The following is a 10840-nucleotide window of genomic DNA, read 5'->3' on the forward strand; positions in this document are numbered from 1 at the left end:
CCTTCTGCGTTCCTACGCCCGGATGACCTCAACTTCGGGGCGCTTACCCCGGTGCGGCAGCAGAGTCCGCTCCTGATCAACCCACTCCTGCGCCGTCTCCGCCGACAGCCCGACCTTCGCCAGCAGTACCGCGAGTTCGGCGAGTCCGCCCGTCTCCACCGCGCGGAGCACCTTGTAGTCCATCCCCAGACGGCAGATCCTCCCCCACGCCGACGTCGACAGGTGCGCGGCCGCGTCGCCGTGTTCGTCCTGGGCGACGATCTCTTCATCGGTCGGTTCGTCTTCATCAGCGCCGAGACCGAGCGCGGCACGCAGTCCAGGCGACCACTCCATTGCGCGGCGGCCCTTAGTCGCCTTCTCGTACTCCTCCCACGTCTTCGCGATGAGCCCCAGCTCCTTGTCGACCGGCAGCCCGGCGGCCGCGAGTCCTTCCATCTGCTCAGCGGTCATGTTCCGAAGCTGGCGGTAGCGGGTCAGCAGTTCGAAGGGCGTCATGTTGCCCTTGCCCTTGGCCGACTTCATGTCCCCGCGGGCGACCTCAGCGCCGACGTTCTTCCCGTCCTGCGTCTTGGCGAGGTACTCCCCCAGGCCCTCAGCGTTGCGGACGGTTTCGACCCGGTCCCACTTCACGCCGTGCTTGGCCGACGCGCGGAACCCGGCCTTAGCCGTCCACCGCTCCCAGACCCGAGTCCAGCGCTCCTGCATCCGTTCGAAGTCGGCGACGGTCTTCAGCTCCTGGGCGTCCATGCCGTCCCGGTCCCAGGTCGGGTCGGGAACCTCGAAGTAGCTGATGGGGGTCGGATCCCACTCGGGCTTGACCCATCCCTCACGGGCGGGGTTCGGCACCATGAGCCCGGTGTCCGGGTCCTTGATCTGCTTCCGGGGGATCGAGGGGCGCGGGGTCTGACAGGCGCCCATGAGCATCAGGACGTGGATGTGCGGGTGCCAGCCGTGGCGCTTCATGCCCACGGTCACCTCGATGCTGCGGATGATCCCCAGGACACCCATGCGCGCTTTCTCGCCCTGCCTCCCGCGCTTAGGGTCCCCCGCCCACTGCGAACCGCTCAGAAGCGCCTTGAACGCGCTCTTGAGTGCTTCGAGGAGGTCTGCGAGAGCGTGGCGCTTGTGGTGCTGCACGGTGAGCGTGACCATGTACGCGGTCCCGCCCGCCTTGATGTGGCGCACCAGGCCGTCCGCAATCTCAGTTGCGCGCTCCGCCCGGATCTTTGCGGAGCACACCGGGTCGAGCCAGATCGCACCGCAGCGGGTGACACCGGACACGTAGGCGGTATTCGCCCGGCGCTTGATCGCAACCCCGAGAGCGGAGTCGACCACACCACGGCCGCACGCCTGGACCGACTTCTCACCGCTCAGCTTCCAGAGGAGGCGGCGGTTAGCGAACCGCTCAGCCTTGCGCTCCGCCGCACGGTCTTCGGCCAGCGTCTGCTTAATGAAACCGCTGGTCCTGTCCGGTACGGGAGAGGCCCCAGGGGAGGGGGGGGGAAACACTGTCCCCCTGGTACCTAGGCGCTCGTGGGAAGTGGGCTCAGCAGGCACGGCATGTGCGGCAGAGCGGGACTTGGGGGCGAAGGACTTCGCCCCGTCGGGCGAAACGGGTACGCTATGCATCAGCAACTCGATCTAGACCGGCGATCACCGGTCGGGTCAGGCCGGATGCAAATGGGGCGGCAACCCCGCATCCAGCGGAACAACGGAATACATCTGAATCACTCTGATGACTTCGGGCCGGGACTCCACTCCCGGCCCTTCGTCATGTCTGGCCATCCTGCCGCACTCCGGCCGCCTGGAGGCGCACATCCACACCTCGTGCTCTCCAGTCACACCGAAGGCCGCAAAAAACGCCCAGGCCAGATGGCCTGGGCGTCGCGACGAAAAAGCACCCTCCGGGGGGCCTCAGGAATCCAGGATGGTCGGGGACTCGCGCTCAAGCGCGGGTCTGCTGTGGTCGGGGTTGGGGTGGTGGTCCATCCCGTCACCCTTCGTCGGTCAAGACCTAGCCCACGGTCCAGCGGTCCGACACACCCTCCAGGCGCCGGGCGGCTGCGGCTTCCGGGCGCCGGCCTCCTTCGTCGGCAGGCCCCTCCACCCGGTCCACCCGACACCCTCCGGGCGCGAGCCTCGCTGCGCTCGGTGTCAGACCACCGGCCCGCGGGCTTGCACTACGTGCGCCGAAGGATGACGGGATGGACCACCACCCCCCGAGAGCGTGCTCGTTCCTCGCACCCTCACGGCCACCCCGAAGGCAGCACCCAAGTCGACTGAAGTCGACTTCATCGAGCACCAGGACCACGAATACACGCCCGTGCATTCCCCAACGGAGGCCATCACAGAGCCACACACCTAGGCACTTTTAGTGATCCAGTGCTCTGGGGGCACCAGTCGGGGGGCATGCCGACTGCCCCTGCGTAGGCCACGAGCAGGAATCGAGCGTTAGCAACCCCCCGCCAGCCAGGAGGGCGGGGGGTATGGCTGGCCGGGTGGCGGGGGCCATGGCGGTACTCCCCGACTACGCAGAATCCCCAGCTGTACAGCGTCAAGCTGGGAATTCTGTTCCTGCGTTACTGAATTCCTCAGATACGGGATTACGGGATCACTGATCGTCGCGGACGCGTTCCGCGACGCGGGCCGCGAGTGTCGGATCGTCGACGAGTTCGGCCAGCAGCGCCCGCCACATCACCGAGTGCGGCAGGGTCGGCCGGTCAGCCTGGACGCCGACCTCCAGAACCGCGTTGCGCATCCGGGCGTAGTCGGCCGGGTCGAGGTCGATCGTGACCCGCACAGGGTCGGACTTCTTCGCGGTCGCTCCCCGCGGCTTCACGGCGGCCCCGTCCGGCTTCGGTGTCCGCGAGGTGACCGCCGGAGAGAACGGGTTCGGCTTCTTCGCCGCGCTCATGCGATCCCCGCTCGCGTCAGCAGCTCCTTGCTCAGGTCCTCGAACGGGGCCAGCCCGGCCGGGGTCGGACTCTGGCCGTAGGCGAGTGCGTAGAACTCGCGGCGCGGGACCTCGGTGGCGAGTACCTCGTGTCCGGCGGCCGTCAGGGCATCGCGGGCCTGCCCGCCGGAGTTGGCGTTGGCGACCACTCGGGTCAGCAGTACCGCGACCCGAGCCGGGGTCGATCGGGTCTCGTGCGCTTCCTCCAGGACCTCGGTCATCGCGGAGGTGCGCTCCATCTCGATCGTGGACGGGGCGACCGGGATGACGATCTCGTCGGCCACCCGCAGCACGGACCGAACCTCGCGGCCGTGGTCTTCAGCCTGCGGGGTGTCCACGATCGCGATGGTCTCGCCGGTGGCGTAGTCGGCCAACCGGCCGCCGGGGTTCGTGCGCGGCAGACCCACGACGTCGAAGGGGAAGCCCCCGACGGCGTCGCTCCATGCGAGCGCGGACCCGGCGGGGTCGACGTCGGCGAGCAGGACGCGGTGGCCTTGCGTGTGCAGTGCGTACGCAAGCAGGACAGAGCTGGTCGTCTTCGAGGTGCCAGGTTTGGTGTTCGCGAACGCGATGGAGAGTCTCATCCGGCGACCGTAGCGCGCCGATACGGAATCCAGGCGATACGGGATTGCTGGACTACGGGATTCAGTGGTTACTGAACTCAGCACCACCCCCGCCACTGCATCGGGGCGGGGTGCCGTCCCCGCCGGAGCGAGCAACCCCCGCACGTCGGGGGACGCGGGGATGGTGCGCCGCGATCTCCCCCAGACAGACCCTGCGACACGGTGAGCCTTTGTATCTCCCGGGCACCGCCCGGGGGATACCTGCGCTCATCCGGATTCGGCCGGCGGGGGACGGACTCGCGTGCTCGGTCGCCGGGGCCGCCGGCCGATTCGGCCGGCGCCCTCCCCTCGAACACTGATGGTGCCTAGGTGTGATGTTCCTGGGTCACTGATAGTGCCTAGGTTTGATCGCTGGAGTCCTCGTTTGAGGAATGCAAGGGTGTGTCGGTCATTCGGTGGTTCGGTGTTCGTGCTCCTGGTCGTCGATGAGGGTCGGTGCTCGGTGAGCTCCTGGGGGAAGTCGTCGATGTCGAACTCGGGTCTACGAACGCAAAAAGGTCCACCCCTGATGGGGTGGACCTCAGCGGTTCGGGTCAGCGCTTGTGCTTGCTGAGAGTGGCCAGAAGTCGAGTCGTCCACTTGTCGGCGGGAATCTCGGTTACCGCCCGCTCCGTGATCGACCAGACGTGGCGCGGGGTCTCGTCGTCCTCGTTGTCGAAGTCGGCGGCGTACATCTCGGCGAAGACCCGGTACTGCCCGGGGGCGACCGGGCGGAGGGTGCCGCCGGGGCGAAGCTCGTCTTCCGTCCGGCGGGCGCGCTCGATCCAGGAGACCACGGTGGCGAAGGTGGACCAGTCCCCGAATCGGGCGAACCACTCCACGATGCGCTCGTCGTGCGTGCCGAGTTCGACACCGGCCCGCATCAGCGCGTCGCGGAGGATGACTTCCTGGGAATCGGCTCCCTTGAAGGTGCCGTCGGCGTGGTAGACGGCGGTGGGGTCGGACTCGATCGGGCCAGTCGGGACACCGAACTCGTTGATGGGGTTCCCCGTGCGGTCGGTGTTGGTCATCCTGGAAGTCCTCTCGTTGGGTTGGGGAGCACGCCCCGGCGTGGTGTTACAGGTCAGAGGGTGTCCAAACCGGTTTGGAACGGGGTTTGGACACCGGGTTTGGAACGGGGTCTGGACAGGGTCTGGACAGGGTCTGGAACGCAGTTGATCAGGCGTCGATCAGTTCGCGGGTTTCGAGGATCGTCCAGGAGCCTGAGTCCTCATGGCGCAGACGTCCGTCATCCTCCAGGCGGCGAAGCTGGCCGTAGAGCCAGCTCTTACCGCGTTCGACCCCCATCTCTCGCAGCTCGGTCTTGGCCTCGAAGGCACCGAACTCACGGCCTGGCCCCCATTCCTCTACCAGGCTCTCCAATGCGGCGCGGGCCTCTTCCGCGCTGGCCTTAGTGCCCTTCTTCCGCGTCGGCAGGACGAAGTCCTCGTCGTCCTCCAGGCGCGGGATTTCGGCGTCGATGTCACCCACGATCTCCGGGTCGTCGTCCGGGGTGGTGAGCACGATGGGTTCCAGGTCGTCGTCCACGGCCAGGTCCTCGTTGTCGTCGTGCTCCTGGTCCTCGATCTCCTCCACGTCGGCCGTGGCCGTGGCCACCACCGGAGCGCCGACGCGGGCGGCGACGAACTCGGCATAGACGGTGCCGAACGCGGCCCGCGTGATGGGGTCGAGCTTGCTGTCCTGGTCTGGCAGCGACTCAGCGGCTGGGGTGAGCACCAGGTTCTCGTCGGACTTGCTCGTGGTCGGCGGGCCGAACATCTTGATTGGCGTGGCGTGCCGTTCGACCTCAGCCCGGCGCACCGCCGCGTAGGCGGACCCGGGCTGGTTGGCCATCCACCGTTGCGGTTCGGCGCCAGCCTCCAGCACGTAGTCCGGCAGGGCGAAACTCGCGTCACCATCGGTCTTGACTCCGAAGGAGATCGAGTCACCGAAGTTCGCCCGAGCGTCGGTGTCGATGTTGCCGAAGGTAGCGCGCTGGAGGCTGATCTCCAGGTGGATTCCGGCGGACCGGGCAGCCCGACCCAGCTCCACCAGCTCGTCGAAGTCCACCAGGTCGGCGGCCTCTTCGATCAGGATGTGCAGGAAGCTCAGCCCGCACCCCTTCGTCCACCCGGGCAGGCCCTTGGATCCCAGGTGATCTGCGCGGGCGGTGACCGCGCGCTTGATCGCGGCCAGCATGGCTTTGGCCGACTTCTTGTCGAAGGCCGTCCACCCGATCGCACGGTCCACAGGACCGAGGGTCTGTCGGCCCTTGGAGAGGTCGATCGCGCACACGAAGGTGTCCCGCCGGGCCGCGATCGAGACCAGCTTGATCTTGCCGTAGACGGACTTGCCGGACCCGGACATGCCCACTGTCAGGGTGTGCCGGTCGTCCAGCTCGTCATCGAACGGCATCCCGTCCTCGTAGACCCCCAGCGGTCCCACCGGCGCGTCCGCGATGGAGGCGCCGGTCAGCTTCGGGTCCAGGCCGGGCCACGGGACCAGCTCCTTCATCACGTTCTTGGTGATGATGGTGATCTCACCCCAATCAGCCCGCTCAGGGTGTTCGGTGATGCGCACCGCGCCCGGCGCGACGCGGTACATCGAGGCCAGCTCCTTGCGTCGGTGCTGCACGTCCTCCACGGTCCGGCCGTCATCGAACTCCAGGCGTCCGGTGGTGATGGTGTCGGTCTCCTTGGTGACGCGCATCTTCACGCCCCGCAACCCCAGCTTCTCGGAGACCTTCACCCACGAGGGCCGCGTCCACTTCGGTGCGCCATCCTCCAGGGCTCCCTGAGCGCGCGCCCACAGGTGCACGTTCGCGATCGCGGCGGCGGCCCAACCTCCGATGAGCAGCATGTCCATCAGCGGCCGACCCGGACCGAACGCGGTGGCGAGCGCGAGCCACGCGGCGGCCCCGCCGGTCATCGCGGTGGAAATGTGGTGCGCGTACCAGGTGCGCGCCCCAGTGAGCTTGTGGGCGGCGTAGGTGACCACCCCACCAGCCGCAGCGATCGCGGCCGCCGCCAGACCAGTGCCCAGCCCCAGGTCCCCCCACATCCAGTGCGTGAGGAAGCCCGCGGGCACCAGCGCGGGAGCGGCCAGCCACGGCCGCAGGTAGTCAGCGAAGGTGTGGGTCCGCCGATCCCGGGTGTCCTCAGAGTCCCGGCCGCGCACCAGCTCGTTGCGAGCCATCTTCTTCTCCTTCGTGTGATGGGTCGGGGGCCGCACCCCGGCGGCCCCCCTAGGTTCTTCGGTGGTGTCAGGACCCCAGGTCCAGGACCTTCTTGCTCTTCTTGCGCTTGACCAGGTACTCGAAGTGCTTATGCAGGCTGCCCCAGGTGCGGGTGGCCTGCGCGCCTACGAGCTGCTGAGCCTCGGCAGCGCGTCGCAGGTGCCGGGACACCGACTTGGCCTTCTTGCGCATGGCCAGACGGCCCTCACCCGATCCGGGCGGCAGCTCCTTGAGTGCGGCCTCCAGCTCCTGGGCGGAGAAGAGCAGCTCCATCGAGATCGCCCGGCTGAGCTTGCGGGTGGTCTCCAGGTAGCGGCGGATGTCGGAGCCGGTTTCGAACTCGATCGCTTCCAGGTCCGCCATGATGCGCTTGAGTTCGCCACGCTCGGTTTCAGCCACGGTTGGTCTCCTCGGTCTTGGGGTGGTTGATGACGACAGCGATTACGCCCCGGCCGGGGCCGTGTCGGCGGATTCGGGCGGCGTCCAGGTGGGTGCGCCAGGTGCGGCCCAACCATCCGGCGGCGTCGGCCAGCGTGTGGCGAAGCGGGCGGATGTCCAGCCAGGCGGAGATGATCGAGTCGGCGTGGCAGAGCAGGTGATCTGCGAAGGCGGCACCCGCTCGCAGGCGGGTGCGCCAGTCGGTGCGGATCACCGCTCCTCCTCCGCCAGGCGGTCGCAGACCGCGCCGACCGCGTACAGCTCAACGGCGTCAGTCGCGAGGCTGAGCGCACCGGCCGCACCGACCACCAGGGGCCAGACGACCTCCCCGCGGTGGATCATCCAGACGGCCGCCACCAGGCAGCCCACGAGCAGCACCGCGCGGATGGCCAGATCGGTCGGGCGCATGTGGCGGACACCGTGGGCGGTCCGGCGAAGCAGGGCGATCACGTCGATGCGGACGGTCATGGAGGGCTGGGGGCAGGTCATGATGCGATCTCCTCGAATCCAGGAAGCGGCAGCTGGTCAGCGCAGAGCGGGCAACGGGTGTTGTCGGGGGTCCGGTGTCGGCGGGGTTCGCGGCACCGCTCGGGCTCGGGCACCGGCCGGTGGTCGGTCATGAGGTGGACCCTCCGTCGAGCTCCTTGCGGATTCGGCGGACTGTGGACTCCCCCAAACCGAGCTCGTCAGCGATCTCGCCGTGGGTGGCGTCGGGGTGCTCGTACAGGTGGTTCGCGACCCTGCGGCGGTTCTCCAGGCCCTTCAAGCGGCGCTGTTCCTGAGCGGTCAGCGGCCGGTCGTCCTCCCCGTGTGAGCGAGGGCGCTCGGACGGGTGCTCAGACGGGCTGACCTCGGTGTCCTCGGTATCGGCCGGGGACTCGATCTCGCCGTGCGAGCGGGCGGTCTCATGCGAGCGCTCGGACGGGTCACCGTGTGAGCGCAGGAAGTCGGCGGCCCCTTCCGCGATGGCTTCTCCGACCTCTTCCAGGCCGTCCCCGGGAGTTCGGCGGGGCAGAGTGCTCGCACGGGGCGTCTCCGTGTGAGCGGGCACCTCGGTGGCGGTGAGCGTGGCGGCCCGCGCGGCTTCGATATCCATCCGCTTGACCGCCTGCGTGACCGCTTCGGCGCCGGTGACCGAGATCAGGTACGCCATCCAGGCGAACAGGGCCGCGCCGACCGAGCAGACAGCCCCGATAAGCCCAGATCCGGCGGTGCTGGCCACGACCGACGCGATCAGCGGGATCACGATCATGGCGTTGAGCACCGGCACCGGCAGGCCCTTGATGAAGGCGTTGGAGCGGGCCAAGCCACCGCGCCAGGCAATGGCCATGGTGGCCATGCCGGTCATCGTGACTTCAGCGATGTAGCCCAGGCCGGAAGCGGCACCGGCCGCCTGAGCGACCGCCTCAACCCCCATCGCGGACCCGACCGAGCAAACCAGCGAGGCCCCCAGAGCACCGAGGGTGAACCGCTTCCGAGAGCGGGTCATGTCCAAGACCACGTTCTCGTTCGAGGTCGCCTCGCGGGCGTCGTCGATGGCGGCGGCCCGGCGGGCGGCCCTCTCCTCGCGGCGGTCCGCCTCCTTGGCGCGACGCAGTTCCCGGCGGTGCTCCAGTTCCAGCTCGGTGCGCAGCCGGGCGGCGGTCAGGGAGTCGGCCAGCCCCCGTGTGGTGGGGTTGAGCGTCGGATCGGCCAGCAGCTTCTGTTCGGGGACCGACGCCAGGGCCTGAGCCTGCCGAACCTGTTCCTGGAGGGTGGCCACCACGTCGCCGGTGACCTGCTTGGATGTGGTCTTCTTTTTGAGGTTCACCGGTCGTCCTTCCGGGTGAGCTGGGTGAGGGTGTCCAGGTCGGCGCGGCGGTCGACCAGGGGGTTGCCAACGATGAGGTAGACCAGCGCGGCCGTCAGGAACAGCGCGAACAGCGAGATCAGCTCAACCACGACGACGGGCCCCCTTCTTGGTCCGGCGGCGGGTCTGCTGAGCCAGAACCAGCCGGGTTCGGGAGATGCGGCGCAGCTTCGAGCGCACCTTGCGGTAGCTGGCGGCGACCTTGAGTGCCCCGAGGACGAGAAGCAGGACCACCACAGCGGTCGCGATCACGACGGGCAGCAGCTCCGGGGTCACTCGGACCACCCCGCGATCTCACCCAGGAGGCTGTCGAGGATGTCGGCGGCGGCAGCCTGCCGGGCGGCCAGCTCCGGCGCGCTCTCGTCGGGGAGGACTTCGGCGAACAGCTCGTGGTCGTGGGTGTTGTCGATGACGTGCGCGAGCGCGGCCACGTCGAGGTCAGTGGGGGTTTGAGTGGCTGTCAGACGCGGCATCATGGTCTTCACCGGCAGGTCTCCTCTGTCGGTTCGGGCCTCAGCGGGTGCATCCGCTGGGGCCGTTTTCGTGTGGGCAGGTGTGCAGACCATCGGGGCGGGCCGCAGCGTGCTGCGGTGATCCATCGCGGTTAACCCCGTGGTGAGGGGGCTGGCCTGCGGTGTTGCTATTCGGTTCATCAAGCAGCTGGCACCATGCGGGCTTCCACACGACCCCCGAAGTCAGGGAGGGCCGGAGTCTGCGACCGGGCGCTTCCGAAGTTCGTATCTTCGGATACGAGCATGAAAACACACACTGACCCCCGTGGCAAGAGTCTCGTATACGAAGCCGCGAACATTGGGTAGGCTGAGGGCATGGATGAGCACACGACTGATGCCCGACCGATGCAGGTCCGCATAGCCGACGACCTGCGACACCAGATCACCCGCGGGCATCTCGTTCCGGGCGAGAAGCTCCCGACTCTGGCCGCGCTCGGATCGCAGTACGGCGTGAGCGAGATGGTGGCGCGCCGCGCTGTCGAGCTCCTCCGGCAGGAGGGCGCGGTCATCAGTCGGAAGGGGTCCGGCACGTTCGTGCGCGAAGCCGTCCCTGTCAGGCGGCACGGCCTGGAGCGCTACAGCCGCTCCGTGTGGGGTGGAAAGAACCCCAAGCCCTTGCTCAAGGCCGAAGGCGAGAAGCAGGGCAAGGCCGTGGGGCAGGAATCCTCAACCGAGCAGGTAGCGGCACCGGCGTTCGTCGCGGAGCGCCTGCCGGACGTCGAAGAAGGCGAGCTGGTCTACGCCCGCCGCCGAATCACGAAGCTGGACGGCGTGATCAACCAGTCGGCCGACAGCTACTTCAGCCTCGGCACCGGGGAACGGTCTCCCGCAATCGTGGCTGGCGAAGGTCCCGGCGGCCACATCGCGAGGATTAACGCGCTGTCCCGCGTGGTCGACATCCAGGAGGAGATCGCGACCCGTATGCCGAATGGCCCTGAGTCCAGCCATCTCCGGATCCCGACCGGCACTCCCGTCTTCGAGGTCATCCGGACGTACCACTGCGAGGACGGGCCGTTGGACGTCACCAAGTTCGTGATCCGGGGCGACATGGCGAGCTTCGACTACCGCTTCCCCGTCCCGGAGTAACCCACCCCGTCAGGCAGGCCCGCCCCAACAGGGGCGGGCCTTCTGCGTTCCTACGCCCGGATGACCTCAACTTCGGGGCGCTTACCCCGGTGCGGCAGCAGAGTCCGCTCCTGATCAACCCACTCCTGCGCCGTCTCCGCCGACAGCCCGACCTTCGCCAGCAGT

General features: G+C 68.2%; 13 protein-coding genes. 1 reads left to right on the top strand and 12 read right to left on the bottom strand.

Annotated features, from left to right (window positions below):
- Positions 1 to 12 precede the first annotated feature (12 nt).
- The 12 genes from ACYVDG_RS31975 to ACYVDG_RS32030 form a co-directional block, all read right to left on the bottom strand.
- Entirely contained in the window at positions 13 to 1335 is a 1323-nt protein-coding gene (locus ACYVDG_RS31975) for a protein rep (protein ID WP_460763629.1), read from the bottom strand.
- Between the two features lie 1276 nt (positions 1336 to 2611).
- Positions 2612 to 2914 carry a hypothetical protein gene (locus ACYVDG_RS31980; protein WP_460763634.1) on the bottom strand — a complete coding sequence of 101 codons (303 nt, stop codon included), beginning with the start codon at positions 2912 to 2914 and terminating at the stop codon, positions 2612 to 2614.
- Positions 2911 to 3537 carry a nucleotide-binding protein gene (locus ACYVDG_RS31985; protein WP_460763641.1) on the bottom strand — a complete coding sequence of 209 codons (627 nt, stop codon included), beginning with the start codon at positions 3535 to 3537 and terminating at the stop codon, positions 2911 to 2913. The genes ACYVDG_RS31980 and ACYVDG_RS31985 overlap by 4 nt, the downstream gene beginning before the upstream one ends.
- 572 nt (positions 3538 to 4109) lie before the next feature.
- On the bottom strand, positions 4110 to 4586 hold the full coding sequence (locus ACYVDG_RS31990) for a hypothetical protein (protein ID WP_460763646.1): 477 nt from the start codon (positions 4584 to 4586) through the stop codon (positions 4110 to 4112).
- Between the two features lie 148 nt (positions 4587 to 4734).
- On the bottom strand, positions 4735 to 6750 hold the full coding sequence (locus tag ACYVDG_RS31995) for a hypothetical protein (RefSeq protein WP_460763651.1): 2016 nt from the start codon (positions 6748 to 6750) through the stop codon (positions 4735 to 4737).
- Between the two features lie 67 nt (positions 6751 to 6817).
- The gene (locus ACYVDG_RS32000; RefSeq protein ID WP_460763654.1) at positions 6818 to 7189 is read right to left on the bottom strand and encodes a hypothetical protein; all 372 of its coding nucleotides are present in this window, start codon (positions 7187 to 7189) and stop codon (positions 6818 to 6820) included.
- Positions 7182 to 7442 carry a hypothetical protein gene (locus tag ACYVDG_RS32005; protein WP_460763659.1) on the bottom strand — a complete coding sequence of 87 codons (261 nt, stop codon included), beginning with the start codon at positions 7440 to 7442 and terminating at the stop codon, positions 7182 to 7184. The genes ACYVDG_RS32000 and ACYVDG_RS32005 overlap by 8 nt, the downstream gene beginning before the upstream one ends.
- Positions 7439 to 7717 (bottom strand): hypothetical protein, encoded by a 279-nt coding sequence (locus tag ACYVDG_RS32010; protein ID WP_460763662.1) that lies wholly within the window; start codon positions 7715 to 7717, stop codon positions 7439 to 7441. The genes ACYVDG_RS32005 and ACYVDG_RS32010 overlap by 4 nt, the downstream gene beginning before the upstream one ends.
- 127 nt (positions 7718 to 7844) lie before the next feature.
- Positions 7845 to 9038 carry a hypothetical protein gene (locus ACYVDG_RS32015; protein WP_460763665.1) on the bottom strand — a complete coding sequence of 398 codons (1194 nt, stop codon included), beginning with the start codon at positions 9036 to 9038 and terminating at the stop codon, positions 7845 to 7847.
- Positions 9035 to 9169: a hypothetical protein gene (locus tag ACYVDG_RS32020; protein WP_460763668.1), complete on the bottom strand. Its 135-nt coding sequence runs from the start codon at positions 9167 to 9169 to the stop codon at positions 9035 to 9037. Before ACYVDG_RS32020 ends, ACYVDG_RS32015 begins: the two co-directional genes overlap by 4 nt.
- Positions 9162 to 9353 carry a hypothetical protein gene (locus ACYVDG_RS32025; protein WP_460763671.1) on the bottom strand — a complete coding sequence of 64 codons (192 nt, stop codon included), beginning with the start codon at positions 9351 to 9353 and terminating at the stop codon, positions 9162 to 9164. Before ACYVDG_RS32025 ends, ACYVDG_RS32020 begins: the two co-directional genes overlap by 8 nt.
- Positions 9350 to 9562, bottom strand: a complete 213-nt coding sequence (locus tag ACYVDG_RS32030) for a hypothetical protein (protein WP_460763674.1) — start codon at positions 9560 to 9562, stop codon at positions 9350 to 9352. Before ACYVDG_RS32030 ends, ACYVDG_RS32025 begins: the two co-directional genes overlap by 4 nt.
- Before the next feature lie 342 nt (positions 9563 to 9904).
- Here ACYVDG_RS32030 and ACYVDG_RS32035 point away from each other — a divergent pair, with 342 nt between their 5' ends.
- Positions 9905 to 10675, top strand: coding sequence for a GntR family transcriptional regulator (locus ACYVDG_RS32035; RefSeq protein WP_460763677.1), 771 nt, complete (start codon positions 9905 to 9907; stop codon positions 10673 to 10675).
- Positions 10676 to 10840 lie beyond the last annotated feature (165 nt).

This window comes from Nocardiopsis oceani (genome assembly GCF_054777395.1).